General features: G+C 72.9%; 22 protein-coding genes. 10 read left to right on the top strand and 12 right to left on the bottom strand.

Going from position 1 to position 25,643, the window contains the following annotated elements; all coding sequences use genetic code 11:
• Positions 1 to 3: 3 nt before the first annotated feature.
• Complete coding sequence (locus A3CQ_RS0110510; protein WP_020510895.1) at positions 4 to 1,518, bottom strand: FAD-dependent monooxygenase; 1,515 nt, start codon at positions 1,516 to 1,518, stop codon at positions 4 to 6.
• Between the two features lie 57 nt (positions 1,519 to 1,575).
• Between A3CQ_RS0110510 and A3CQ_RS0110505 the strand changes: the two genes are divergently transcribed.
• Positions 1,576 to 2,202 (top strand): TetR/AcrR family transcriptional regulator, encoded by a 627-nt coding sequence (locus A3CQ_RS0110505; protein ID WP_026205532.1) that lies wholly within the window; start codon positions 1,576 to 1,578, stop codon positions 2,200 to 2,202.
• 43 nt (positions 2,203 to 2,245) lie between these two features.
• Here A3CQ_RS0110505 and A3CQ_RS0110500 read toward each other — a convergent pair whose 3' ends face one another.
• The 4 genes from A3CQ_RS0110500 to A3CQ_RS52265 all read right to left on the bottom strand — a co-directional run bounded on the left by A3CQ_RS0110500 (position 2,246) and on the right by A3CQ_RS52265 (position 5,105).
• Positions 2,246 to 2,599, bottom strand: a complete 354-nt coding sequence (locus tag A3CQ_RS0110500; RefSeq protein WP_020510893.1) for a hypothetical protein — start codon at positions 2,597 to 2,599, stop codon at positions 2,246 to 2,248.
• A 114-nt stretch (positions 2,600 to 2,713) separates the two neighbouring features.
• Positions 2,714 to 2,932, bottom strand: coding sequence for a hypothetical protein (locus A3CQ_RS52270; RefSeq protein ID WP_020510892.1), 219 nt, complete (start codon positions 2,930 to 2,932; stop codon positions 2,714 to 2,716).
• 191 nt (positions 2,933 to 3,123) lie between these two features.
• On the bottom strand, positions 3,124 to 3,543 hold the full coding sequence (locus A3CQ_RS0110490) for a nitroreductase family deazaflavin-dependent oxidoreductase (RefSeq protein ID WP_020510891.1): 420 nt from the start codon (positions 3,541 to 3,543) through the stop codon (positions 3,124 to 3,126).
• On the bottom strand, positions 3,540 to 5,105 hold the full coding sequence (locus tag A3CQ_RS52265; RefSeq protein WP_063713550.1) for an MFS transporter: 1,566 nt from the start codon (positions 5,103 to 5,105) through the stop codon (positions 3,540 to 3,542). The genes A3CQ_RS0110490 and A3CQ_RS52265 overlap by 4 nt, the downstream gene beginning before the upstream one ends.
• A 62-nt stretch (positions 5,106 to 5,167) precedes the next feature.
• Here A3CQ_RS52265 and A3CQ_RS0110480 point away from each other — a divergent pair, with 62 nt between their 5' ends.
• A complete protein-coding gene (locus A3CQ_RS0110480; protein ID WP_020510889.1) occupies positions 5,168 to 5,614 on the top strand; it encodes a MarR family winged helix-turn-helix transcriptional regulator in 447 nt (148 codons plus the stop codon).
• Here the strand turns inward: A3CQ_RS0110480 and A3CQ_RS0110475 are convergent.
• Complete coding sequence (locus tag A3CQ_RS0110475) at positions 5,604 to 7,280, bottom strand: hypothetical protein (protein ID WP_020510888.1); 1,677 nt, start codon at positions 7,278 to 7,280, stop codon at positions 5,604 to 5,606. The genes A3CQ_RS0110480 and A3CQ_RS0110475 overlap by 11 nt on opposite strands.
• Before the next feature lie 71 nt (positions 7,281 to 7,351).
• Positions 7,352 to 7,726 carry a VOC family protein gene (locus A3CQ_RS0110470; RefSeq protein ID WP_020510887.1) on the bottom strand — a complete coding sequence of 125 codons (375 nt, stop codon included), beginning with the start codon at positions 7,724 to 7,726 and terminating at the stop codon, positions 7,352 to 7,354.
• Positions 7,727 to 7,901: 175 nt separating this feature from the next.
• On the opposite strand from A3CQ_RS0110470, the gene A3CQ_RS0110465 reads away from it, so the two are divergent.
• Entirely contained in the window at positions 7,902 to 8,393 is a 492-nt protein-coding gene (locus tag A3CQ_RS0110465) for a hypothetical protein (RefSeq protein ID WP_020510886.1), read from the top strand.
• A 46-nt stretch (positions 8,394 to 8,439) separates the two neighbouring features.
• On the opposite strand, the gene A3CQ_RS0110460 is transcribed toward A3CQ_RS0110465, so the two are convergent.
• Complete coding sequence (locus A3CQ_RS0110460; RefSeq protein ID WP_020510885.1) at positions 8,440 to 9,111, bottom strand: NUDIX hydrolase; 672 nt, start codon at positions 9,109 to 9,111, stop codon at positions 8,440 to 8,442.
• 63 nt (positions 9,112 to 9,174) lie between these two features.
• On the opposite strand from A3CQ_RS0110460, the gene A3CQ_RS0110455 reads away from it, so the two are divergent.
• Together A3CQ_RS0110455 and A3CQ_RS0110450 are read left to right on the top strand one after the other, a co-directional pair.
• A complete protein-coding gene (locus A3CQ_RS0110455) occupies positions 9,175 to 10,230 on the top strand; it encodes an SPFH domain-containing protein (RefSeq protein ID WP_020510884.1) in 1,056 nt (351 codons plus the stop codon).
• Positions 10,227 to 11,108, top strand: coding sequence for a diacylglycerol kinase catalytic domain-containing protein (locus A3CQ_RS0110450; RefSeq protein ID WP_020510883.1), 882 nt, complete (start codon positions 10,227 to 10,229; stop codon positions 11,106 to 11,108). The genes A3CQ_RS0110455 and A3CQ_RS0110450 overlap by 4 nt, the downstream gene beginning before the upstream one ends.
• A gap of 28 nt (positions 11,109 to 11,136) precedes the next feature.
• Here A3CQ_RS0110450 and A3CQ_RS0110445 read toward each other — a convergent pair whose 3' ends face one another.
• On the bottom strand, positions 11,137 to 14,289 hold the full coding sequence (locus A3CQ_RS0110445; RefSeq protein WP_020510882.1) for a hypothetical protein: 3,153 nt from the start codon (positions 14,287 to 14,289) through the stop codon (positions 11,137 to 11,139).
• Between the two features lie 102 nt (positions 14,290 to 14,391).
• Here A3CQ_RS0110445 and A3CQ_RS0110440 point away from each other — a divergent pair, with 102 nt between their 5' ends.
• The 4 genes from A3CQ_RS0110440 to A3CQ_RS0110425 are packed head-to-tail and all read left to right on the top strand — an operon-like array spanning position 14,392 to position 21,822.
• Entirely contained in the window at positions 14,392 to 15,312 is a 921-nt protein-coding gene (locus A3CQ_RS0110440) for an ABC transporter ATP-binding protein (RefSeq protein WP_026205530.1), read from the top strand.
• Positions 15,309 to 15,986: an ABC transporter ATP-binding protein gene (locus A3CQ_RS0110435; protein ID WP_020510880.1), complete on the top strand. Its 678-nt coding sequence runs from the start codon at positions 15,309 to 15,311 to the stop codon at positions 15,984 to 15,986. The genes A3CQ_RS0110440 and A3CQ_RS0110435 overlap by 4 nt, the downstream gene beginning before the upstream one ends.
• Positions 15,983 to 19,111: an FtsX-like permease family protein gene (locus A3CQ_RS0110430; protein ID WP_020510879.1), complete on the top strand. Its 3,129-nt coding sequence runs from the start codon at positions 15,983 to 15,985 to the stop codon at positions 19,109 to 19,111. The genes A3CQ_RS0110435 and A3CQ_RS0110430 overlap by 4 nt, the downstream gene beginning before the upstream one ends.
• A complete protein-coding gene (locus tag A3CQ_RS0110425) occupies positions 19,108 to 21,822 on the top strand; it encodes an FtsX-like permease family protein (RefSeq protein WP_020510878.1) in 2,715 nt (904 codons plus the stop codon). The genes A3CQ_RS0110430 and A3CQ_RS0110425 overlap by 4 nt, the downstream gene beginning before the upstream one ends.
• A gap of 24 nt (positions 21,823 to 21,846) precedes the next feature.
• On the opposite strand, the gene A3CQ_RS0110420 is transcribed toward A3CQ_RS0110425, so the two are convergent.
• Positions 21,847 to 22,983, bottom strand: a complete 1,137-nt coding sequence (locus A3CQ_RS0110420) for a glutathione-independent formaldehyde dehydrogenase (protein ID WP_026205529.1) — start codon at positions 22,981 to 22,983, stop codon at positions 21,847 to 21,849.
• 42 nt (positions 22,984 to 23,025) lie between these two features.
• On the opposite strand from A3CQ_RS0110420, the gene A3CQ_RS0110415 reads away from it, so the two are divergent.
• Positions 23,026 to 23,874 carry a Rieske (2Fe-2S) protein gene (locus tag A3CQ_RS0110415; protein WP_020510876.1) on the top strand — a complete coding sequence of 283 codons (849 nt, stop codon included), beginning with the start codon at positions 23,026 to 23,028 and terminating at the stop codon, positions 23,872 to 23,874.
• Here the strand turns inward: A3CQ_RS0110415 and A3CQ_RS0110410 are convergent.
• Both A3CQ_RS0110410 and A3CQ_RS0110405 read right to left on the bottom strand, forming a co-directional pair.
• Complete coding sequence (locus A3CQ_RS0110410) at positions 23,865 to 24,407, bottom strand: DUF6328 family protein (protein ID WP_020510875.1); 543 nt, start codon at positions 24,405 to 24,407, stop codon at positions 23,865 to 23,867. The two genes, A3CQ_RS0110415 and A3CQ_RS0110410, sit on opposite strands and share 10 nt — an antisense overlap.
• A gap of 20 nt (positions 24,408 to 24,427) precedes the next feature.
• Positions 24,428 to 25,639, bottom strand: a complete 1,212-nt coding sequence (locus A3CQ_RS0110405; RefSeq protein WP_020510874.1) for a PP2C family protein-serine/threonine phosphatase — start codon at positions 25,637 to 25,639, stop codon at positions 24,428 to 24,430.
• Positions 25,640 to 25,643: the final 4 nt, after the last annotated feature.

The raw sequence follows: 25,643 nt of genomic DNA, 5'->3' as shown, positions 1-25,643 counted from the left end.
ACGTCAGCCGCCGGTGCTGGTGGTCAGGGCGGTCTTGAGGTCCGCCTTGGGATCGGTGGATGGTGTGACGCTGCGCCAGGCGACATGGCCGTCGGGGCGGACGAGGACCGCGCCGTCGGGTGCGACGCCGTACAAGTCGGGCCATTGCGCTTCGGTCACCACGTGGCTGTCGACGGGTGCGCCGGGGCAGCTCGCGGCGGCGTCGCGCCAGGCGTGGCCGGGTTCGGCGGTCAGTAGCACGAAGCGCCGGTCGAACAGGTCGATGGTGGAGGATCCGTCGGCCAGCCACAGGTGCGGGGCCCGGCATCCGGGCGTGGCGGACTGGTGGTAGTCGGCACCGGGCGGATCGGCGTCGGGACTGGCGTCGCCCACGATGACCGGCGACGTGTACTGATAGCCCATGTCGAGCTGGGCCAAGCTGCGTCCGCGAAACGGCGCCCCGTCCCCGCTGAAGATTCGGGTCCAGGCGATGCCGGTCTCGTCGGCGTTGCGCCGGCCGACCGGTTCGCGTTCGGTGGCATAGCTGTCCAGCAGCTTCTCGCCGCCGTGGCCGTGGACGACGGCGGCGATCTTCCAGGCGAGGTTGTGCACGTCGTGCATCGCGGCGCTCACACCGGTGGCGCCGGCGGGCGGGAAGCGGTGGGCGGCGTCGCCGGCCAGGAACACCGGCCCGCGCGCGAACTGGGCGGCGGATTGCGCGGCGGCCGTCCACGGGTTGGTGGCCAATACGTCCAGGGTCAGGTCGGGAAGGCCGAGGACGCGGCGGACGACCGTCGCAGGGTCTTCGCCGGCGGCGGTCGGGCCCGGTTGGCTGATCACCCAGCGGTCGTCGGCGTGGGTCCAGATCAGCGCCGCCCCGGTGGCGGTGAGGAAGTAGATCCCCCGCGGACGGGCACCGGTCCGGCCGGTCAGGTCGGCCCGGAACGCGATCATCGTCTGCCGGCCGAGGTCGTCGGGGCCGTTCATGGCGATACCGAGTTGCCGGCGAACACCGCTGCGGGCGCCGTCGGCCGCGATCATCCACCGTGCCCGGACGTGCGTGGCGCGCCCGGAGGCCTGCTCGGTCACCGTGGCCAGCACGCCACCGTCGACGGTCCGGAACGACTCCAGCAGCGCACCCCTCCGCAGCCGCCCCGCCGGGTAACCGCCGGCGTGGTCGCGCAGCACCGACTCGAACACATCCTGGGAGACCGACAGCCCTTCACACGGACTCACCGGCGACCGGCCGGCGGATGGCACGTCCTCGCGCAGCGGCGAGCCGGTCAGGTCCACTCGCCACTCCGCCCCGGGGGTGATCGGCAGCTCGACGGCCCGCAGGTCGGGTTCGACGCCGCACACCCTCAGGATCTCCATCGCCCGGGAATGCACACCCCGGGCCCGCGGTAGTGGCGACCCGGTCACGCGCTTGTCGATCAGCAGAGACTCGACGCCGTGCCGGGACAGCAACAGCGACGCGGTCAGCCCGGCCGGGCCACCGCCCACGATCAGCACAGGGGTCTCGACCAGCTCGGAAGTCATCGCGCCACTCTCTTCGTCATAGTGTTACTATGATTTAGAGAGTGCTACTCTCGCGTCGTGGTTGTCAAGCGCGAAGGGCCGAGCCACCGGCAGCGTCAGGCGATGGCGACGAAGGCGCAGATCGCGTCGGCGGCGCGTGCCCTGTTCGCCGGCCAGGGCTATGTGGGAACGACCATCGCCGCGATCGCGGAATCCGCCGACATCCCGGCGCCGACGATCTACTCGGCGTTCGGCGGGAAGGCCGCCATCCTGCGGGCCATCGCGTGGGAGGTCGCCGGCACCCTCGACGTCGACCGCGCCCACGACGAGGCCCTGGCGCAGCCGGACCCGCGAGACGGCCTGCGGGGGGTCGCGAACCTCCAGCGCCGGCAGTTCGAGCAGATGTACGACGTGGTCGACATCTACCAGGAAGCGGCCCGCACGGACCCGGACATCGCCCAGGACGTGCGGACGATCGCCGCCAACCGCGAACGCGCCTTCCGCCGCCACGTCGACGGCATCGCACCGCACCTCGCCCCGGGCGTCAGCGTCGACGACGGCGTGGCCATCTACCTCACCCTCGTCCTGCCCGAGGTCTACCGAACCCTCGTCATCGAACGCGGATGGACCCCCGACCGCTACGAAGACTGGCTGGCCAACGCCCTGATCGCGCAACTGTTGACCCAGGAACGTCAGGACAAGTAGCGGCCTCCTGCTCGCACAGCGCGCGAACAGGAGGCCGGGTTGGTCAGGCGGCCACGTCCAACAGGTCGCCGCTGTCCAGGACGTCGCGCGGGTCGACGCCCTTGTTCCGGAACATGCCGACCAGGGCCGACGCCGTTGTGGCCTGGGCGGTCACGTCGTCACTGTCCATGTCGAGCGCCTGGCTGACCTGGTCGAGCTTGTCGGCCAGGCCCGAGTTCTCGCCCTTGGTCGCCGGCGACAGGGCGCCGGCCGCAGCGGGCGGCGGGCCGGACTTCTTCACGCCGTGGTGCCCGTGCCCGCCCTTCGCGGCGTGGTGCGCGGCCAGGGCCTTCAGGTCCTGATCGTCCGTCTGGACCCGGGTCGTCGCGGCGTCGCCGATCGCGCTGATGGTCGTCATCGTCGTTGCTCCGTTCCGCGGGGCGACCGTCGCCCCGTACGTGAGCTCAGATCGGTCACCCCGCGGTGCGACTGCGCCTTTGACAGCGGATCCACAGGTTCACACAGGTGGCTCTTATCCGTCGCGGGCGGCTATCCGCTCCATGGCCCGGACGTACTCCCGGTCGGTGATGTCACCGGCGGCCAGCTGGGCGGCCAGCAGGCCCTCGGAGCTTTCCGCACTCGGTTCCGCACGCCAGGGGCGCACCGCCGCGGGCTCGTCCCCCACCCGTTTCCAGACCATGAGCGCGCAGACCGACAGGACACATAACACGAATCCCACCAAAAAGACCATTCCCCCGTCACCTCCAAAGACCCATGCTGAGGTGACGGGCGGGATGATCGGAAGGTCGGCGTCGGCTTGGCGACGGGCCAACATTGCCGCCGCGGGGAATAGTCACGCCATGGCCAACGAGCGGCCATGGCGTTCGCAGCGGCCCAGGCCGAGGCATGCACGGCCCCGCGGCGGCCCCCAGGCGGAGGGGCTCAGGCGCGTTCCAGCACCACCACCGGGATCTCCCGGTCGGTCTTCTTCTGGTACGCGTCGTAGTCGGGCCAGGCCTCGGTCATCGCGGCCCACATCGCCGGCTTCTCCTCCGGCGTGGCGACCCGGGCGACGGCCGGGAAACGGTCCGCCTTGATCTGGACCTCGACGTGCGGGTCGGCGGTCAGGTTGACGAACCAGGACGGCGGCTGGGGCGCGCCACCCTTCGACGCCACGACCAGGTATTTCCCCTGGTACTCGCGGAAGATGAGCGCGTTGGTGCGTTCCTCGCCCGACCTGCGCCCCCGGGTGAACAGGATCAGGATCTCGGTCCCGTGGCGCCAGTGGAAGCCGTCCTCGCCGTCGGTCTCGAGGTAACGCGCGACGTGCGGGGCGCCGTGCAGGTCAATCGAAGAGGTCATGAATTCGACCCTACGCGGACCGGGACCGGATCGTCGCTCAACGACGACGGGCGCCGCCGGCTCCGGAACGCGACGATCAGCAGCACCGCGCCGGCCGCCAGCGTGAGGGCCGCCGCGGTGGCGGTCACGTGCATCGCGGCGACGAACGCGTCGTTGGCCGAGGAGAGCAGGTCGGGGCGGTGCATGGCGTCCGCGACCGCGCGCGTCCGCTCGGCCGAGGGTGCGGCGGCGTCGCGTACGGGCGAAGGAAGCGCGGCCAGCGACGGCGCGATCCGGTCCCGATACGACGTGGCGAGAATCGTGCCGAGCAGCGCGATCCCGAGGACGCTGCCCACCTGCCGCACGGTGTTGTTGACCGCGGAGCCGGCGCCCATCCGGTCGACCGGCAGCACGGCGATCACCGCGGCGACCGTCGGCGCGATCGCCAGGCCCATCGCCACCCCGCTGACGAAGCCGACCGTGCAGAACCAGGCCAGCGGCGTGTCGACGTCGAAGGTCAGGTTGGCCAGGAAGGCGGCCGCCACCACGAGCAGCCCGATCCCGCTGACCGGGCCGACGCCGTACCGCCGGGCCAGTTTCGCTCCGACCGGGGAGCCGGCGGCGAGACCGACCGCGCCCGGCAGGAAGGCCAGGCCGGTGGCGAGCGCGCTCATCCCGCGCGCGCCCTGCAGATAGAAGTTGCCGTAGAACATCTGCCCGGTGATCCCGAAGAACAGCGCACCGAGCGCGAGGTTCCCGGCGCTGAACCGGCCGTTGCGGAACAGCCGCGGGTCGAACGACGGCTCCGCCGAGCGCCACTCGAAGACGGTGAACGCCGCGATCAGCGCCAGCCCGGCGAGCGTCGGCGCCCACACCTGCCAGCGTGCCCAGTCGGTGTCCTGACCGGCCTCGATGAGACCGTAGGCCAGCAGGGCGAGCCCCGCCGTCGAGAGAACGAGACCGATCGGGTCCGGCTTGCGGCGCTGCGCGAGCTTCGGATTCGGTACGACGTAAGCGATGCCGGCGAGCGCGAGGGCGACCACCGGCAGGTTGACCAGGAACACCGACCCCCACCAGAAGTGGTCGACGAGGAGGCCGCCGAGCAGCGGGCCGAGCGCGACACCGACCCCGGCCGACGCCGACCAGGTCGCGATCGCCCCGGCCCGGCGCTCGGGCGGGAAGGTGGCCCCGATGATCGCCATCGAGGAAGGCATCATCATCGCGCCGCCCAGGCCCATGAGCCCGCGGGCGAGGATCAGGCCGGTCGCGCCGCCGGCCCAGGCGGCCCAGACCGAGGCGGCGCCGAAGCAGAGCAGCCCGAGCACCAGGATCGTGCGATGCCCGTAGCGGTCGCCGAGCGCGCCGGCGGCGAACAGGGCGGTGGCGAACAGCAGCGCGTACGCCCCGACGGCCCACTGCAGCTGGCCGGGGCTCGCGCCGAGCCCGGTGCGCGGGTCGGCGATGCGCTCGAGGGCAATGCCCAGGATCGTCGTGTCGATCCAGATGAGCACCGCGGCGAAGACGAGGACGGACAGCACCCGGCGCTGCCGGGGTAGGCTGATTGGCAGGTCCCTGACGGTCATGCTCTCACCCTCGCAGGATTGTCAGGTACCTGTCAATAGTTCTCCTGACGCACAATGGGCGGGTGACACCAATCGAGGGCTGCTCGACCTTCCTCGTCCGGCACGCCTGGCTCTCCCTGCGGGGTGTCGTCGCCGAGGCGCTCGTCCGGCACGACCTGTCGGTCGCCCAGTTCGCGTCGCTGCTGATGCTCGACGAGGTGCCCGGCCTGTCCGTGGCCGACGTGGCCCGCAAGGTCTCCACCGCCCGCCAGTCCGCCAACGAGATGCTCGGCGGTCTCGAGCGGGCCGGCCTGGTCGAGCGCCGCCCGCACCCGAGCGACCGCCGCACCCAGCAGATCTTCCTGACCGACGCGGGCCGGCAGCGGCTGGCCGAGGCGCTGCCGACGGTCCAGGCCGTCGAGGCGCGGCTCGCGGCCGGCTTCAGCCCCGACGAGATCGCCGTGGTCAACGCCTGGCTGCACCGGATGACCGAGGCCGGCGCCGCGAGCGAGGAGATCCCTACTCTTTAGCGGCTCGCGCCGGGCACACCTCGAGCGGCTCCGGCGCCGGGAGGCGGGCCGCCGGGGAGCAGTCGAACCGCTCGCCGATCAGGCGCTGGACCTCGGGGCTCGCCTTCGCCAGGTCGAACCAGCCGGTGTGGATGATCAGATACCTGGCGTCGCCGTCGTCGGTCAGGCAGCGCAGGTTGTCCCGGTAGCTCGGGAAGTCGCGCACGAATGCGTACATGGTGGAGCGCTGCAGCCACTGCGGGGACGGGTAGCGGCACGAGGTCGGGTTGCCCAGAGCGTGGTTGATCGTGCCGAAGGTCAGGTACAGGACCGGGGTGTCCGGGCCGAGCCGCTTGCCGAGGGCGATCAGCGCGGCGTCCCGCGAGGACCGGTTGTGGACGCGGTAGTCGTAGGTGCCGAACGCGTACGGCGCGCCGGGCAGCACCGCCGGGACCAGCGCGAGGCTGAGCGCGACCACGCCGGACGACCACGGCGGCGTGAACCGTCCCCGCCCGGCGAGATGCCATGCCGCGACCGCCAGGAGCAGCGCGGTCACCTCGTACGCGAAAGCGACTTTGCTCGAATGGAGATGCCGCCAATGCGCGGGCTGGCGCAGGAGCACCAGGCTGGCGACGGTCACGAGAACCGTGGCTCCGGCCAGCGGCAGCCGGAAACGCGGGCAGAGCGCGAAGGCCGCGCCCCAGACACCCGCGGCCAGCACCGGCACGACGGCGAAGTGATACATGAAGAACTCGCCCTGGCCGTACGCGGACAGCACGGACAGCAACCCCGCGACCAGCGCGACCGCCACGCCGAGCCACTGCTTCCGGCCCGCGGGAAGGCGCCGGACGAGCGCGGCCGCGGCGGCCGGCGCCAGCACCACGAACGGGCTCAGCACCAGCACATCACCGACCGCGAGGCGCAGCTTCTCCAGGTCGGCGGCGCGGATCCCGTGGTGGATCGGCGAGTTGTGCACGAGGTTCGCCTGATCGCGCAGCCAGGTCCACTCCCACGGGAGCAAATGTTTGGTAAGGACATACCAAAGGGCGACGCAGACCATTGTCGAGAGGCTGGTCCACGCGGCGCGCCGCCGGCTGAACACGGCGATCATCAGCAGGGTCAGCAGCGCGACCGGGAACGTGGCGAGCTTGACCGCCACCACCAGCATCGTCGCCACGCCGCCCAGCAGACCGCCGAGCCAGGGCCGCTTCGGCACGCACGCGGCGCCGACCGCCAGCACGGCCAACAGCGGCGCCACCCAGTCGGGCTCCAGGAAGTGCCACGGCGGCGAGGCGATCAGCGCGAGCCCGGTCGCGACCGCGATCCCCGCCGCCGCGGCCACCCCGGCGACACGCCGCAGGCCGAAGAAGAAAACAACGACCACAACCACGATCAGCCCGTACGTCTCGAGCCGGATCGCCAGATGTTCGGTGTTCAGTGAGGTGTCCCCGACCAGCAGGAACCGCCCCTTGTCCAGGCCCGTGATGAGCAGTTTGTAGGCGAGCGGCCGGGCGATGAAGATGTCCCAGACGCTGACGCCGCCCTTGCCGGCCGTCTCCAGCCCGCCCAGCGCGTACGTGACGTCGCCGTTGAGGTTGGACCGCACCGCCAGCACGGCCGCGCCCAGGGCCGCGACCGCTGCGATCGCCGTGCCCGCCGCTCGACCGGTGGTCCCCCCGCCTGCCACGCCGCTCACCGAACCAGGTCAAGCTTTGGGCGAGCGGGTAGGAAGCTGTGATGTTGCTGTCCGCGGCCGCGTTACTCCCAGACCGTCGCGTGGGTGGCGAAGTCGGCGCTGTGCTCCGGGATCACGCAGAGGATGTGGCCGCCCGGGGCACGGAGGATGCGGCACTCCAGCCAGCGGTTGATCTCGACCGCGCCGAGACCGAGCAGGCGGGCGGTCTCGGCGTCCACATCGTCGGTCTCGATGTCCACGTGGTAGCGGGCCTGGTCGTCCACCGCCTGGACGGCCAAGGTCAGGCTCGGCAGGGCGCCCGGGAGGGACGTGAACTGCTCCTCGCCGGGAACGGTGCGGGCCGGAACTCCCAGCGCGGCCGACCAGAAGGCGGCGGACCTGCCGGCCTCGGCCGTCGGCGCGTCGATCAGGATCGTGGACAGGCGGCTGCGATGCATGGGTCCACACGCTACCGCTCGTACTTTCGGCCGACGTCGGTCAGACTTTTGTCCAGACATGGGTTTTTTGTCCGGGTTTCTGTCCAGATAAATCCGGGCATATGCCTAAGGTCTGACCTATCGGGAGCGGTATCCCCCGCCGCTCCGGGAGTTCCTCACACAGGAGGTCGGAGATATGAGCATCATGAAGCGGACCATCGCGGCACTGGCCCTCGCCGGTGCGGCCGGGTCGGTCGCGACCCTGGCGGCGGCCGGTCCGGCCGTGGCACAGCCGCGCGGGCCGCAGCCTGTTACCACGCGCCTGGCCGCGGTCCAGGCGAACACGGCCAGCTGGGTGAACGTCTTCTGGCGCACGGACCGGCCGGTCTGCGACGCCCAGGTGCAGGTCGACGGCGGCCGTCAGGTCCGGGTGTCCTACCCGGCGCTGCGCCGGACGACGACGTTCACCACGGGCAACTCGCTCCGGCCGGGCCGCACCGCCGCCACGCCGATCCGGGTGAGCCCGATGACCCGGAACGGCGGCATCGTGGTGCTGCGCGCGACGATGTCCTACACGGACTGCGGCCGGCACGCCCGCACCCAGTGGACCCGGGCCAACCTGGCCCTCCCGGTGATCCGCCAGGTCATCCACCAGGCCCCGGCCCCGCACCGCCCGGGCCACCACTGATCAGCACGGCCACGCCGGGCGCGCACGAGCGCGCCCGGCGTTTGTTTCACGGCCGCAACAGGGGCGGGTGCAGCAGCGTGGCCGTGCCGCGCCGGTACAGCTGAGCCGGGCGGCCCCGGTCGCGGATCGCCGTCTCCCCGGTCGGCTCGATGAAGTTCTCGGCGCCGGTGACCTTGCGGTGGAAGTTGCGCGGGTCCAGCGTCGTGCGCCACACCGTCTCGTAGACCGCGCGCAGCTCGGCGATCGTGAACGACGGCGGGCAGAACGCGGTCGCCAGCGGCGAGTACTCCAGCTTGGCCCGGGCCCGCTCGATGCCGTCGGCCAGGATCCGGCCGTGGTCGAAGGCCAGCTCCCCCGTCGCGAAGGCCGGCCGCCACTCCGCCCCGGCCGCGTCGCTGCCGGCCACCGGCGCCGGCAGGTCGGGCAGCAGCGCCAGGTAGGCGACGGTCACGACCCTCCCCCGCGGGTCACGACCGGGCGCGCCGTACGTCGCCAACTGCTCGAAGTGGCCGGACGACGGGTCCAATCCGGTCTCCTCGCGCAGTTCGCGGGCGGCCGCCGCGTCCAGGTCCTCGGCCGGCAGCACGAATCCGCCCGGCAGCGCCCAGCGCCCCTCGAACGGCGGGATCCCCCGGCGGATGAGCAGCACCTGCAGCTCGCCCTGCCGGATGGTGAGCAGCACCAGGTCCACCGTCACCGCGGCCGTGTTTAGCGTCATGTTGACGATAATAGCCCTCCTGCTTTATCGTCAGTGTGACGACAAAACGGGAGGACGGCCGACATGGCTGACGTGACACGACGACTGCACCTGCGCCACCTGCGCGGCACCCCGACCAGCTGGGTCAGCCACACGACGGGCGGGAAGACCCGGGCGCAGGGCACCGGCCTCTCGTTCTGGTACCGGCCGCTGACCGCCGTGCTGTCCGAGGTGCCGGTCGACGACCGTGAGCTGCCGCTGCTGTTCCACGCCCGCACCGAGGACTTCGCCGACGTCACCGTGCAGGCCACGGTGACCTACCGGTTCAGCGATCCGGCCGCGGCCGCCGGTCGCCTCGGCTTCTCGATCGACCCGTACCAGGGACTCTGGCGCGGGCAGCCGCTCGACCAGGTGGCGACGCTGCTGGCCGAGCTCGCCCAGCAGCCGGCCCTCGACCTCCTGGCCCGGCTGCCGCTGGCCGAGGCGCTGACCACGGGCATCGCGCCGGTGCGGCAGTCGGTGGCCGACGCGCTCGCCGACGACCCGCGGCTGACCGAGACCGGCGTGACGGTGGTGAGTGCCCGCGTGGTGGCGATCCGCCCCGAGCCCGACCTCGAGCGGGCGCTGCAGACCCCGACCCGCGAGCAGGTGCAGCAGGACGCCGACCGGGCCACCTACGCCCGCCGGGCCAACGCCGTGCAGCAGGAGCGGGCGATCGCCGAGAACGAGCTGCAGAGCAAGATCGAGCTGGCCCGGCGCGAGCAGCAGCTGGTCGAGCAGCGCGGCGCGAACACCCGGCGCGCGGCCGAGCTGGACGCCGAGTCGCAGCTGGTCGGGGCGCGTGGCGAGGCGGAACGGCAGGAGGTCGCGGCGCACGGTGCCGCCGAGCGGGCACGGCTCACTGCCGCCGCCGAGGCCGATGCCGCACGCGTACGGGATGAAGCTCGGGCCGCCGGAGCGCGAGTGGTCGGTCTCGCCGAGGCCGAGGCGGAGGCCGCGCGCCTGGAGGCCTACCGCGACCTGCCGCCGGCCGTCCTGCAGTCGCTGGCGCTGAAGGAGCTGGCGCAGCACGTGCCCGCGATCGGCGAGCTGACCGTCACCCCCGACCTGCTTGCCAAGCTGATCGGGCGGCTCGGATGAGCACGCTGAGCCCGCGCGTGGTGGTCGTGTCGCGGCGCAGCGAGCTCGACGAGCTCCTCGCCCGGCACGGCACCCGGGGCGCCGCCGCCTATTTCCTCCGGCAGCGTGGCCGCGACCTCGACGAGGTGACGGCGCGGCACGAGGCGCTCCGGGTCGCACTGACCACAGTGGGCAGTGCGGTCCCGGCCGACTGGCGGCGCGGGCACGTCGAGCGGGCCGACCTGCCGCGCTTCCTGTTCGGCCCGGAGGACATCGTGGTCGCGGTCGGACCGGACGGCCTGGTCGCGAACGTGGCGAAGTACGTCGACGGCCAGCCGGTGATCGGCGTCGACCCGGAACCGGGCCGCAACCCGGGCGTTCTGGTGCGGCACACCGCCGGCGGGGTGGCCGGCCTGCTGCGGCACGAGACCGAGGCTCAGCAGCGCACGATGGTGATGGCCCGCCTCGACGACGGGCAGGAGCTGTACGGGCTCAACGAGGTCTTCGTCGGGCACGCCGGCCACCAGTCGGCGCGCTATCTGCTGACCACCCCGGACGGTGGCCGCGAGCGGCAGTCGTCGTCCGGGCTCATAGTCGGGACCGGCACGGGCGCCACCGGATGGTGCGCGTCGATCTCCCGGGAACGTGCCGTGGCCCCGGCCCCTCCCGCACCGGATGACCGGCGGCTGTGCTGGTTCGTACGGGAAGCATGGCCGTCACCCACCACCGGCGTTCGGCAAGACGCCGGGGTTCTCGCCGCGGGCGAGGAGATCGAGCTGACCAGCGAGTCCGAACGGCTGGTCGTCTTCGCGGACGGCCTCGAGACGGACGCGCTGGAGCTCTCGTGGGGTCAGAAGGTGCGGGTCGGCGTGGCGGCCCGGCGCCTCCGCTTGCTCTGAGCGGAGGCGCCGGGCCTCAATTTTCAGGTCAGTACGGTGTGACCGCGTTGGCCACCCGCAGGGATTCCACCGCCGTCTCGATCTCCGGCATGCCCTCCTGGAGGGTGCCGCCGGCGATCTCGGCCGAGTGCGCGTCGTAGCGGGCGCGCAGCGCGGTGATCCGGTCGACCTGGTTGGCCAGCATGCAGTCACCGACCGGGTCGCCGCTCTTGTGGGCCGCACTGCCCGCGGCGACCGTGCACTTGGTGTTGTCCAGGTAGCCCTGGGTGTCCATCGGGTTGTAGGTGGCGTTGGTCAGCCCGCACGGGGTGGCCGGGCAGTAATTGGTCAGCGCGTGCAGGAACGTTCCACTGATCTCGGGAACGTCGTGCTGGTCGGACTGCGGCCGGCCACCGCCGGTGAGCAGGTACGGCATGAGCTGGTCCTGCTCCATCGCCCGGCCGAAGCCGAGCGTGGAGTACGCCTGCATGAGCCGCACCGTCCGGGTCATGGTGTCGTTGAGCGCGTGCAGCGTGCCCGAGCCGTTGGCGGCGTTGTACGGCGCGATCAGGTCGTTCCAGACATCGCGGTAGTACTCCTCCGCGCGGACGTAGAACTTCTTCCGGACGTCGTCGCGCACGGCCGCCCCGTTGTCCACATAGGAGGCCTGGGCCTCGAAGGCCGGCTTCCACTTGGTCGCCCACTCCGAGCGGTACTCCGCGATGGTGTGGCAGAAGCCGCCCGTCGCGGCGGCCGCCGACCCGTTCGGCTGCTTGCAGTACACGCCGAGCGGCCAGCTCGCCGACCAGCTCCGCACGATGTCGGTCTTGCCCTGCGGAAAGTCAACGTTGCCCTTGGCGTAGACGACCCGCAGCTGCACGTTCGCGACGAGGTCACCGGTGGTGTAGACCCACTTGCTGTCGTACGACGTGTCGACGTTGCCGATGTTGAAGGTCTGGCACAGCTCGGTCTTCACGTCGCCGTGCGCCCAGTCGACGAAGTAGGCCTCCTTGGGTGCCCCGGCGGTGGAGACGTTGGCCGGCTTGGTCAGCGCCGCTCCCCCGGCGGTGCAGTTCGGCAGGCTGGCCGGGTCGGCCGGGATCGCCGACGCCGGCACCTGGTCGGTGGTGCCGAAGATGTTCGCCCAGCCGTCGACGCCGAACCGGGCCTTGTCGGCGAAGGTGCGCAGCCGGTCGGAGAACTGCTCGGCCGCCTGCTTGTACTGGTCGGTCAGCCCGGCGAACAGCGAGTTGGTGCCACCGTTCACCGGCGCGCTCAACGCCCGCGTCGTCGACAGGATCTCCTCGCCCTCGGCGATGACGTGGTTCGGCCGTACCGCGTTGCCCTGCTTGGCGAGATCCGGGTTCTGCGCCATCAGCATCGCGTACGTCCGGGCGGCGAGCGCCCACGAGGCCGCGTCGGCCGGCGTCGGGAGGGGAGCGTCCGGGTCCGTGATGCTCGGGTCCGACCAGCCGAAGTTGGTCTTGGCGTAGCGGCGCAGGTAGGAGATCGCGCCGTTGGCCCCGACCGAGTCGCCGACGTCCGTCGTCGTACGCATCCAGGTGTTGAGCACGGTCAGCACGTCCGCCGCGCTGTTCTCGGGCACGACGAACGGGGCGTTGGCCGCGGTGTTCGTCGCGAAGCTGTGCAGGTTGTCGGTCACGGTGAAGTACTCGTCGGAGTTCATCGCCCGCGGGTGCGTCTTCGGGTAGTTGAGGTAGTGGTCGATCGCGTCGTAGACGACGCCGAGCTGGGCCTGGCGCTGGCTGCTGAGCAGCTCGCTCCCCCACATGTCGACCGCGGTGCTCAGCTCGGCGATCTTCTTGTCGATCGCCTGCAGCTGCTCGAGCGTGGCGTTCTGCAGCTTCAGCATCGCGTCGAAGTTGGTCTGCATCTCCGAGTAGATCTGCTTGAGCGCGCGGTCCACCCGGTCGAAACGGTTGTTCATCGTGGACGCGAGGTTCTTGATGCTGTCCTGCAGCTTGGTCATCTGGTCCTTCATCGCGGCCTCGGGAGAGCCTCCGCCGAACAGCGGCAGCAGCGAGGAGATGGCGCCCAGGACGTTGCCGGTCATCACCGCGGTGCTCATCGAGAACAGCGCCTGCGCGAAGCCCAGCCCGGCGACGGCCGGGATGTACTTGTTGATGGCCGTGGCGATCTGCACGCCCGCCTTGCCGACCGGGATCGCCTGGTCGATCCACCATTTCAGGCCCGGCGTCTTGGCGGACATGCTCGTGATCGTCTGCACGGCGGTGCCGACGCCGTCGATGGCCTTCTGCCGCGAGGCGGCGGCGGTCTGGGCGGCGTTCGCGGCCGCCTGGTGTGTCGCCTTCTCCGCGTCGGTGAGGGTGGCGGCGTGCACGTCGGCCGGCGCGGCGGCGTCGGCCGCGGCGAGGTCGCTCAGCTCCTGCTTCATCAGGGTGCCGTCGACCTTCGGGTCGAGCGGCGCCATCGCGGCGGCGAACTGCCGCTTCGCCTCGGCCAGGAACGCGTCGGGGTTGCCGGTGAGCGCCAGCAGCGCCGGCACGTCCACCCACTTCTTGATCTCCAGGTCGGCCCCGAGCTCGGCGGTCGTCTGCAGCGGGCTGACGCCCATCGGCGTGCCGAACCGTTCGTTCCAGACCTGGGTGAGCGCCGCGTCCTGCGGGGCGCGGGCGGCCAGGTCACCGAGGACGAGGTCCTGCACGGTGTAGGTGCTGTCGTAGAGCGAGTACTGGCCGCGGCTGCTGCGCGTGAAGTCGGCGATCGTGCCGAGCGGCAGCGTGTCCGAGCCGACGATCACCTGGTAGACCTTGAGCATCACCGGCGACCGCAGGGTCGCGGTGCCGTCCTTGGTCAGCAGGTTGAGCAGGTACAGCAGACGCCGGTCGGGCGCCTGGGTGGCGTCGCCCGGCTTGAGCTTCGCCTCCAGCGAGCCGGACACGGCGGTCACGTGATCGCGCAGCTGCTGTGCCGTGGCGCTCGGGTTCGCCGTCCGCCAGGCGGTCAGCTCGCCGGTCAGGGCCACCATCTTGGCGGCTGAGAACTCATCCTGGGCGTGCGCGCGGGCCTTTGCCGCGAACAGCTTGCCGTGCAGGTCGGTGGCGTCGATGACGACCGTGTCGTCCGCCCGGGCCGGCGTCGGCGCGACGTTGAGGCCGAGCCCCACCACCAGCGAGGCCACCACCCCGCCGACGGCCCAGCGCCGCAAGTTGGAACGCATCCTTCTTCCCCCTCATCGATGTTTCAGGTGGAGTCAGGCTGCTGGGGCGCACTTAACGACAACTTGCCGCTGACTTGGATCGAGGTATTAGGGTGATCGCCGATGTCTTCAAGCCCCTTGCAACTGCCGCCGCCACCGGCGCGTCCGCCGGAATTCGGCGCCGACGCGCTGATCGTCTGCGAGAGCCTGGTCCGCATCTACCAGACCGGGCCGGTCGAGGTGCAGGCGCTGCAGGGGCTCGACCTACTGGTTGAGAGCGGCGAGATGGTGGCCGTGGTCGGCGCCTCGGGGTCGGGCAAGTCGACGCTGCTGTCGATCCTGGCCGGGATCGATGCCCCGACGGCCGGGCGGGCCCGGGTCGACCGGTGGAACCTGCTGTCGATGTCCCGCGCCGACCGGGTGCGATACCGGCGGCACACCGTGGGCTTCGTGCGGCAGCAGACGGCGAACAACCTCGTGCCGTATCTGACCGCGCGGCAGATGGTGGACCTCCCGATGACCGCGGCGCGTGTCCCGGTCAAGACTCGACGCAAGCGGTCCGCCGATCTGCTCGGCGCGCTCGGCGTGGCCGACTGCGCCGACCGCCGGCCCGGGCAGCTCTCCGGCGGGCAGCAGCAGCGGGTCGCGATCGCGGTGGCCCTCGCCAACGAGCCGCAGGTGCTCTTCGCCGACGAACCGACCGGTGAGCTGGACACGGTCACCTCGGCCGAGGTGTTCGGGGCGCTGCGCGACGTCAACCGGGACCTCGGCGTCACCATCGTCGTGGTCACCCACGACCCGGCCGTGAGCGGGCAGGTCGAGCGGACGGTCGCGATCCGCGACGGGCGCACCAGCAGCGAGGTGCTGCGCCGCACCGCCACCGCCGACGACGGCGGCGAGCACGTCATCGCCGAGGAGTACGCCGTGATGGACCGAGCCGGCCGGGTGCAGATTCCGGCCGACTACCGCGAGGCGCTCGAGCTCACCCGGCGCGTACGGCTGGCTCTCGAACCCGACCACGTCACGATCCGGCCCGACGCGTGACGGCGCCGCTCCTGACGGTCCGGGGTGTGCACCGCACCTTCGGATCCGGGGCCGCCGCGGTGCACGCCCTCCGCGACATCTCGTTCGAGGTCGAGCCGGGCACGATGGTGGCGCTCGTCGGGCGCTCCGGTTCCGGCAAGACGACGCTGCTCAACGTCATCGGCGGCCTGGACCGGCCGGACAGCGGCGAAGTCACCGTCGACGGGGTCGAGGTCACCGGGCTCGACGAGGACGGCCTGTCCCGGCTGCGGCGCGAGCGGGTCTCGTACGTCTTCCAGAACTTCGGCCTGATCCCGGTGCTGTCCGCGGCCGAGAACGTGGGCGTGCCGCTGCGGCTCGCCCGGGCCGAGCCGAAGGAGCGCGAGCATCGGGTCGAGCTGCTGCTGGAGCTGGTCGGCCTGGCCGACCACGCGAGGCAGCGCCCCGGCGAGCTCTCCGGCGGCCAGCAGCAGCGGGTGGCGATCGCCCGCGCCCTGGCCGCCTCGCCCCGGCTGCTGATCGCCGACGAGCCCACCGGCCAGCTCGACGCCGAGACCGGCCTGTCGGTGATGGCGCTGATCCGCGGGATCGTCGAGTCCGAGGGTGTCACGGCGCTGGTCTCCACCCATGACCCGGTGATGATGGCGCTCGCCGACCGGGTCGTCCGGATCGCCGACGGACAGCTGCTCCCGTGATCGCGCTGCTCGCCCGGCGCGCCCGCGCGCAATGGCCGCTGCTCGCGTCGCTGCTGGCCGTCCTGGCGATCGGCGCGACCCTGCTCGGCACCTGCGCGCTGCTGGTCACCCGCACCTCGGAGCGGGCGGTCGAGGTGGCCGCCTCGCGCGCCGACCCCGCCGACGTCGAGATCACCGCGTACACCGTGGGTGTCTCGCCGGGGAACGCGCGCTCGGTCTCGGCCGACACGCACGGCGTGCTGGCCTCGGCGATCGCGCCGTACCACGCGACCATCTCGACCCGCGCCTCGTCGGTCATGAGGTCGCTGCCGGGCGACAAGGAGGCGTACCTCTCGGGGGTCGAAGGTCTTGCCTCGCGCGCCACCTTGGTCACCGGGCGGTGGCCGCGCGCGGCGGCGGATGCCACCTCCGCGGGCACGCCGCTGGAGGCGGCCGTCTTCGACAACACCGCGCGGCTGCTCGGCCTCAAGGTGGGCAGCCGCATCCGGCTCGGCGAGGAGATGACCCGTGACCCCGCGCCGCCGCTCACCGTGACCGTGGTCGGGCTCGTGCACCCGCTGCCCGACGCCGGGTGGGACCGGGACCCGCTGGCCGGCGAGGGCTTCGACCCGGCCCCGAGCGACAGCGCCTTCGGGCGGCAGGTGCAGGCGTACGGGCCGTTCCTGGTCGACCTGGCCGACCTGCTGACCAGCGGCTCGGCCCTGGACCGGCTGGAGGTCGGCGCCCAGCCCGACCTGTCCGCGCCGCGCGCCCGTGACCTCGACAGGCTGACCACCTCGGTGCTCGCCGCCGACCAGCGGCTGGCCGCCAAGCTCGGTGATCGCGTACGCATCGAGCGGGTCTCGTCGGCGCTGCCGCGGACCCTGATCGACGCGCGGGGCCAGCAGGAGCTCACGGCGGGCGCGGTGCTCGCGCTCGCGCTGATCGGCATCGTGCTCACCGCGATCGCGCTGGCCCTGGCCGGGCGGCTCACCACCGGCGTCCGCGCCGACGAGAGCGAGCTGCTCGGCACGCTCGGCACCAGCCGCGGCCAGTTCGCGGCCGCCGCCACCGTCGAGGCGCTGGCGCTGGCCGTGCTCGCCACCGCGCTGGCCATCCCGGCGTCGTCCGCCCTGCACGCGGCGCTGACCCGGATCGACCCGCTGGCCGGGGCCGGGCTGGCCGCCCGGCCCGCGGTGACCGTTCCGCAGGTGGTGGCCGTCGCCGGCGGCGCGCTGGCCCTCGCGGTGCTGCTGGTCGCCCTCGCCGCCTGGCCGGCCACGCCCTCGGGCGACCGGCGCCGGCGACGCGAGCTGCTGGCCCGCTCGGGCGCCGACGTGCTGCTGGTCGCGCTGGCCGGGGTGGGCTGGTGGCAACTGCACGCGCAGCCGGCCGCGTCGGGCACCCGCGCCGATGCCGTACGCGTGCTCGCGCCCGCCCTGCTGCTCACGGCCGGCACCGCGCTGGCCCTGCGACTGGTGCCGCCTGCATTGCGCCGGGCCGAACGCCTGTCGGCCCGGGGCCGCGGGCTGGTCCTGCCGATGGCCGCGTTCCAGGCCGCCCGCCGGCCGCAGGCGGTCGCGGCCGGGCTGCTGATCGGGCTGGGCTGCGCCGCCGCCACGTTCGGCACCGCCTTCGACGCGACCTGGCACGCCTCCCAGCGCGACCAGGCCGACCTCGCCGTCGGCACCGACCTCGCCGTCTCGCTCGGCGCGCCGCCGGTCACCGGGCAGAGCACCGCGGTCGCCGCGGCCACCGGCGGGACGGTCAGCCCGGTCGCCCAGCGCAACATCACGGTCGGCCAGTGGCTCGGCGGCTCGGGCGCGTCCCCGCGCATGGTCGCCGTCGACACCCGGCGGGCGCCGGCCGTGCTGCGCGGGCGCGGGGACTGGGCGTCGGCGGCCTCGCTCGCCCCGGCCGCGCCCGCGACCGGGATCGCCCTGCCGCCCGGCACCACGCCCTCGGTCATCGGCCGGGCCAGCGGGAAGGTGGTCGTCGGGGTGACGCCGTGGCTGCTCCTTCAGGACGCCGGCGGGCTGCGTACCACCTGCAACGGGCCCGCCATCCCGTTCGACGGGAAGCCGCACGCCGTGCCGGGCTGCGTGACCCGGCCGGGGCTGAGCCTGATCGGGGTGGCGCTGCCGATCAGCGGGGAGCCGTGGGCGTGGGAAGCGGTCAGCACCGTCGACGTCACGCTCACCCTGCCCGGCGCCTCCTCGACCCAGAAGTGGACCGCGCGGGCCGCCTCGCCGGAGTCGGCGCAGCTCACCGGGCCGGCCGTCGCGATCGACGGCGACCGGATACGGATGACCGGCACCGTGCAGTTCGCCGACCCGACCGACCTGAGCCGCACCCTGGTCGCCACGGCCTTTCCCGACCCCGGCCCGGTGCCGATCGCCGTCTCCGCGCGCCTCGCCCACGACGTCGGCGCGCATGTGGGTTCCAAGCTGAGCATCGCGTACGGGGTCACGCCGGTCAGCGCGGAGGTGGCCGAGATCGTCCCGGCCGTGCCGTCCGCGCCCGGGGCGCCGGCCGCACTGGCCGATGTGGACGCTCTCTCCCGGGCCCTGATCGTGCGCGGCGACCTCGAATCCCCGGTCACCGCGTGGTGGATCGGCAACCCGCGAGCGGGCGCCGAGGCGCGGGTGGGCGCCCTGCACCTGGGCACGGTCACGACCCGCGGCGGCGAGACCGAACGGCTCACCGGCAGCCCGCTGCGCGCCTCGCTGCCGGCCGTGCTGCGGGTGCTGGTCGCGGCCACGATCCTGCTGCTGCTCGGCGGGGTGGTCCTGCATGTGACCTGCGACGTGCAGCTGCGCGCCCTCGAGGTGGCGCGGCTGCGCGGGCTGGGCATGTCCCGCCGCGACATCCGGCGCGCGCTGCTCGGCGAGCACGCCGCGGTGCTGCTGCCGCTGCTCGCCGCGGGTGCGGTCGTCGGCGCGCTCGCCACCTGGGTCGTCGCGCCGCTGATGATCCGCTCCGACACCGGCGCCGCGCCCGTCCCGGCGGCGCTCGCGCACTGGCCGTGGGCCGCCGAGACGCTGCTGATCGCCGCGCTGGTGGCCGGGGCCGGGCTGGCGGTGGCCGCCGTGGTCACCGTGCAGGCACGGCGGGCCGACGCCGCCCACCTCCGGGTGGCGTCATGAGGCTCCTCCCGGCGCTGCACTGGCCGAGCATCCGCGGGCGGGCGCGCGCCGACGCCGGGCCGCTGCTGCTGGTCGTGCTGGTCGTGGCGGCGGTCAGCCTGCTCGCGGCCGCGGTGCCGCCGCTGCTGCGGGGCACGGCCGACGACGCCGCCCGGGAGGCGGTCCGCGAGCACCCCGACGAGTCGGCCGTACGGGTGGACGCCCGGTGGGAGGACGACTACGGGCCCTCCGGCGGTCGCGTACGCAATGACCGCCTGGCCCGGGACGTGGAGGACCTCGGCGGCCAGGCCGAGGCCACGCTCGACGCCGGGTTGCGCGACGCGCTGCAGCCGCCGGTCACCACCGTCACCAGCATCTCGCTGGTGCTCACCGACGGCAGCGTGCAGCGCCATTTCCAGCTCGACTACCTGCGCAGCGGCGCGGACGGGCCGGCCGTCACCTGGCTCGCGGGCCGGGCGCCCGGCGCGACCCGCGAGGGCAACCCGGAGATCCCGCTGAACGGGTCGCCGTGGGAGGTGCAGGTCGGGCTGTCCGAGACGGCCGCGGCGGCGCTCAAAATGCGGCCCGGCGACCACATCCCGCTCGAGGACGAGCAGCGGAACAAGTACAACGTCAAGGTCAGCGGCGTCTTCCGGCCGGTGGACCCGCGCGATCCGGCCTGGAGGCTCGTGCCGTCGGCGCTGCGGCCGGTGGCCGGGCTCGACGGGGCCGGCACCACCCGGCTCGGCGGGCTGCTGTCGGCCTCCTCGCTGCCCGACGCGCGGCTCGCGTTCCTGCAGGACCAGCTGCGGCGCACGGTCTGGTTCTCGGCCGAGCCCGACCGGCTCACCTGGGAGTCGGCCCAGCGGCTGGCGGCCACGGTCGCCACGCTCAAGGCGGAGTCGGGCACGTCGGCCGAGCGGGACACCTCGCTCAAGTGGCAGACCCAGCTCGACGGGGTGCTGCGCGAGGTGCAGGCGCAGGTCGACGCGGCGTACGGGCAGGCGTCGGTGCTGCTGATCGCGGTGCTGGCCGGGGCGGTGCTGGTGCTGCTGCTCGCGGCCGACCTGCTCATGCGGCGCCGCTCACCGGCGCTGATCGCGGCCCGGCAGCGCGGGGCCTCGCTGCCCGGCATCGCCGGCGAGCTGCTGATCGAGTCGCTCGTGGTCGCCGTGCCGGCGGCGGCGCTCGGCATCGCGGTGGCATTCGCCGTGGCCGGCGACGCGGCGCTGCCGTGGGTGGTTCCGGTGGCGTCGTGCGGGATCCTCGCCGGGCCGGCCTTCGGGACCGTCGCGGCCGCGCGGGGCACGCGCGACCGGCGTACCCCCGCCAACCGCGCCGCCCGCCTCTTCGCCCAACGCACCGCCCAGCTGCGGCGAGCGGCGCTCGACGCCGCGGTCGTGCTCGCGGCCGTCGGCGCGATCGTGTCGCTGCGCCAGCGCGGGGTCGGCGACTCGGCCCTCCCCGCCGCCGCGCCGGCCCTCGCGGTCATCGCGGCAACACTTCTGCTCGTCCGGCTGATGCCGGTCGTCACCGGGGTCGCGTTGCGGCAGTCCCTGCGGTCCCGGCGGCCGCTCGCGGTGTTCGGCGCCGCCCAGGCCGCCGCCACCGCGTCGCGGGTGCTGCCGCTGCTCGTGCTGACCACCACGACGGCGCTCGCGTCGTTCGCCGTCACACTCTCGGCGACCACCGGCAGCGGGCTCGCGGACGGGGCGTGGCGCACGGTCGGCGCCGACGCCCGGCTCGACGTCGCGCCCGACGAGACCGGCTCGACCGCCGCGCTCGCCGCGAAGATCGCCGCGGCGCCCGGGGTCACCCACGTCGTCGCCGGGGACATCTCCGGTGGGGTCCGGGTCGTCACCAACGACACCTCGCTCACGCCTAACCTGGTCATCGTCGACGCCGCGGCGTTCCACCGGCTGCTGGCGAGCACCCCGCTGCCGGACGCGCCCGGCCTGGACCAGCTCGGCAAGGGCGGCCGCGACGGCATTCCGGTGCTCGTGCGCGGAAGCCTGCACCCGGGCCTGTCCCTGCGGCTCTACCTCGAGGACGACCAGGACTCCGGGGCGTCGGGCGGCTACTCGACGGCCGAGAACGCGATCAAGCTGACGGCGGTGGGCGCGGCGCCGGCCATCGACGGGATGGACGACGTCGTGGTGATCGACGCGGCCGCGCTGCCGGGCACGCCGGACACGATCTGGGCGACCGGGCCGGGCGCGGCCCGGGCGATCGACGCGGTGGCGGCCTCGGGACATCCGGTGGTACGGGACGCCGTGCTTGCGGCACGGCGTTCGGCGCCACTGACGGCCGGCCTGCGGGCGCTGGACCTGGCCGCGGCCGGGACGCTGCTGGCGCTGGGGATGCTGGGTTTCGCGCTGGGTGCGGCGGCCGGCGCGCCGGCGCGATGGCGAACGCTCGCGCGGCTGCGCACGCTCGGGCTGCGCACGCGGGACACCCGGCGGGTCGCCGCCGGGGAGTTGCTCCCGCCGGTGCTGGTCGCGGCGGTGTCCGGCCCGCTGCTCGGGGTGCTGCTGGTGCGCTTGACGCTCGGGCCGCTGTCGCTGCGGCTGATCACCGCGCAGAGCGCCGACCCGCCGGCGGTCGTGCCGTGGTGGCTGCTCGGGGTGGCATCGATCGTGCTGCTGCTGACGCTGGTCGCGGTGGTGGTCGCCGAGGCGGCCGTGCGCCGCCGGCGCGGGCTGGGCGACGTCCTGCGCGCCGGCGGCGACTGAGGGGCCCGGGCGAGCCCGGTCACGCTAGGGGCGCAGCAACACCTTGGTCCAGCCGTTCTGCCGGCTGTCGAACTTCGCGTACCCGTCGGCGGCCTCGTCGAGCGGCAGCTCATGCGACACCAGGAAGGACGGCTCCGCGCGGCCAGTGATGATCAAGTCGCGGAGGTGGCGGTTGTAGCGCATGACCGGGCACTGTCCGGTGCCCATCCGCTGGCCCTTGGTGAAGAACGTGCCGTAGTCGAACGCGATCCGTCCCTGTTTCGCCTGATCGGTGGGGGCGCCGGGGTCCTGCGGGACGTACACGCCGACGACGCCGATGCCGCCGGTCGAGCGGACCGACCGCACCAGGTTGTCCAGCACCAGCTCGGGATGTTCCTCGCCGCCGGGGTCGTGGGCCTGGTAGCCGACCGCCTCGACGCCGCAGTCCGCGCCCCGTCCGCCGGTGGCATCGAGGATCTGCTGGACGGGGTCGTGGCGGGAGAAGTCCACCGGCGTCGCGCCGATCTTCTGGGCCAGGTTGAGGCGGTCGCGCTCCTTGTCGACCACGAACACCTCGGAGGCGCCCCGGATCATCGCGCTGTGCGCGGCGAGCAGGCCGACCGGGCCGGCGCCGAAGACCACGACCCGGTCGCCGGGCTGCATGCCGGCCAGTTCGGTGCCGTGCCAGCCGGTCGGGAAGATGTCCGACAGCATCGCGAAGTCGTTCTCGTGCTCGCGGCCCGGCGGCAGTTCGAGCAGGTTGAAATCGGCGTACGGCACGCGCAGGAACTCGGCCTGTCCTCCGTCGTAGGGTCCCATGTTCGCGTAGCCGTAGGCGGCGCCGTCGGTCCCTTCGACGGGGTTGGTGCGCAGGCAGTAACTCGTCCAGCCGGACACGCAGTTGCGGCAGGTCCCGCAAGCGATATTGAACGGCACCGAGACCCGGTCGCCGGCCTTCACCCGGCCGACCGCGTTGCCGACCTCCTCGACGATGCCGGTGTTCTCGTGTCCGAGGATCTTGCCGTTCTCCACCGACGTGCGGCCCTCGTACATGTGCAGGTCGGACCCGCAGATGTTGGTGGTGGTGATGCGCACGATCGCGTCGGTGGGCGCCTGGATCCGCGGATCCGGCACGTTCTTGACCGCCACGGTGCGCGTGCCTTCGTAGACGACAGCTCTCATGTCCGGGCGCATACCCATCCGTCCGCGGGGTATGCGCACGACATGCGACTACTCACCAGGCTGGAAACGGAACGCCGGCTCGACCCGGTCAGCGACAAGCTGCAGGAGGCCGTCTCCTCGGTGGTGCGCCCGCGCGGGCTGCGCGACGTCCTGCACGGCACGTGGCTCGGCCACCCCCTGCACCCGGTGCTGGTGGAGGTGCCGGTCGGCGCGTTCGTCTGTGCCGCGGTGCTCGACCTGCTGCCCGGCCGCCGCAAGTCGGCGACCACGCTGATCGCGCTCGGTGTCGCGACCGCCGGGCCGGCGGCGGTGGCCGGCTGGACCGACTGGTCGGAATTGACCAAGGATCGGCGCCGGGTGGGCCTTGTGCACGCGGCCGCGAACGCCGTCGCGCTCGGCCTCTACACCGGGTCGCTGCTGGCCCGCCTGCGCGGACACGGCGCCAAGGGCAAAGTCCTCGGCTTCGCCGGGCTGTCGGTGGCCGGGCTGGGTGCTTATCTGGGCGGTCATTTGGCGTACGCGCAGAGCGCCGGCGCCAACCAGGCCGCGCCGGAGATCGCCCGCCTTCCGGAGGAGTGGACCGTGGCCGGGTCACTGTCCTCGCTGCCGGACGGCCGGACCGCGGTGCGCATGGCCGGTGACGTGCCGGTTCTGCTCTACCGCGACGGCGACCGGGTCTCGGCGCTGGTCGAGCGGTGCGGTCACGAGACGGGGCCGCTCGGCGAGGGCGAGGTCGTCGGCGTGGGCGCGGATGCCTGCGTGGTGTGCCCGTGGCACGGCAGCACCTTCCGCCTCACCGACGGCGCCGTCGTGCACGGCCCGGCCGCGAGCGCCCAGCCGCTGATTCCCTGCCGCGTCCGCGACGGCAAGGTCGAGCTCCGTCAGCCGTGAGGTCGGCCGCGAGCGGGCTCGCCGTCACTGGCCTGTTCGTCCTCCTCCGCGGCGTCCTCGTCGATCCAGTTGTGCCGGAACCACGGGATGCCGGCCCAGAAGATCAGGAAGAAGAGCGCAGTCGCCGCGCCGAGAACGACGGCCATCGGCCTGCTGAGCAGGAAGTCGACGATCAGGAAGACGCTGGTGACCATCGCGACCAGCAAGAACGCGAGACCACCGGTGGCCATCCGGTGTGCGTACCGGACCAGCTCGGGCTTGCGGCCCTGGCGGAACAGCGCCCGGTGGAAGGCCACCGGCGCGATGATCATTGCGGTGGAGGCAGCGGCCGCCAGCAGCGCGACGATATAGATGTCCTGCTGGAACGGCGTGGTCTTCGGAAAGCCGTTGCTGAACGGCAGCGTCAGCAGGAACGCGAAGAGAATCTGGATGCCGGTCTGGGCTACCCGCAGTTCCTGGAGCAGATCGTCGAAATTACGGTCCCAGCGGTGTTTCTCGTCCTCGTGGCTGAGGTGGCGCTTCTCGGCGGTCATGACGTTCGAAGGTTCCCCCGTCAGCGATCAGCCAAACGCCGCACGACCAGCAGCGCCACGTCGTCGGTCGGCTCGTCGAGCCCGGTCTTGGTCACGATGCCGGCGCACAGTTCCTCGGCGGTCTCGGCGGTCACCATCCGGACGAGCCGGTCGATGCCGTCGTCGATGAGCTCGCCGCGACGCTCGACCAGGCCGTCGGTGTAGAGCACGAGCGCGGCGCCCGGCGCCAGGCCGACCGTGGTGGTGTGGCGGGCGCGCTTGAGGTCGATACCGACGGGCGGGTCGGTCGGCAGCTCGAGCACGCGGCCCGCCTCGCCGGGCACGGCCAGTATCGGCGGCAGGTGACCGGCCGAGGAGATCTGGGCGGTCGCGCGGTCGGGCGAGATGATCGCGTACAGGCACGTCGTGAGACTGCCGGCCTCGAAGTGCCGGACCTTGCGGTCGAGAAGCGTAAGCACCTCGGCCGGGTCGTCGGTGACCAGCGTGTACGCGCGCAGGGCGCTGCGGATCCGGCCCATCACGACCGCTGAGGCCAGGCCGTGCCCGGCGACGTCGCCGATCACCACGCCGAGCCGGCCGGACGGCAGGGTGAACACGTCGTACCAGTCGCCGCCGATGCCGAACGCGTGGCCGGGGACGTAGCGGGCGGCCATGTCGACCCCGGGCACCTTCGGCAGCGTGCTGGGCAGCAGGCTGCGCTGCAGGGCCAGCGCGGCGGCCTGCTCGAGCTTCTGGTTGCGGATCTGGCCGGCGGTGCCGGCCCGGTCGGCGGCCAGTTCCAGCAGCTGGACGTCATCGACGGTGAACACCCGTGGTTGCAGTGTGCCTACGTGCAACACGCCGATCACCTCGCCGGCGGCCAGGATCGGCACGCCGAGCAGGGAACGGATGCCCATGTCGAGCAGGATCGGATTGACCACGTCGTCGGGGGTGACCTCGAGCAGTACCAGCGGCCGGCGGGTCGCGGCGACCCGGCCGGCGAAACCCCGGCCGATGGCGATGCGCACGCCGCGGCGTACCTCTTCCTCGAGGCCCTTGGCGGCGGTGGCCACCAGCTGGCCGGAGTGCGGATCGAGCAGCAGGATCGCGGCGGTGTCGGCGTCGAGCAGGTCACGGACCCGGTCGAGCAGCTCGTCGAGCAGGTCGGAGGCGTCGAGCCGGGACAGGGTGGCGTCCGTGATGGCCTCGAGACGGCGCAGCCGGTCGTCGTTCCGCACGCTGTCGACACCCATGGAC

The organism is Paractinoplanes globisporus DSM 43857 (genome assembly GCF_000379645.1).
Classification (GTDB): domain Bacteria; phylum Actinomycetota; class Actinomycetes; order Mycobacteriales; family Micromonosporaceae; genus Actinoplanes; species Actinoplanes globisporus.
Note: the sequence above shows the minus strand (reverse complement) of the source record. Positions and strands in the feature narration are given on the sequence as shown.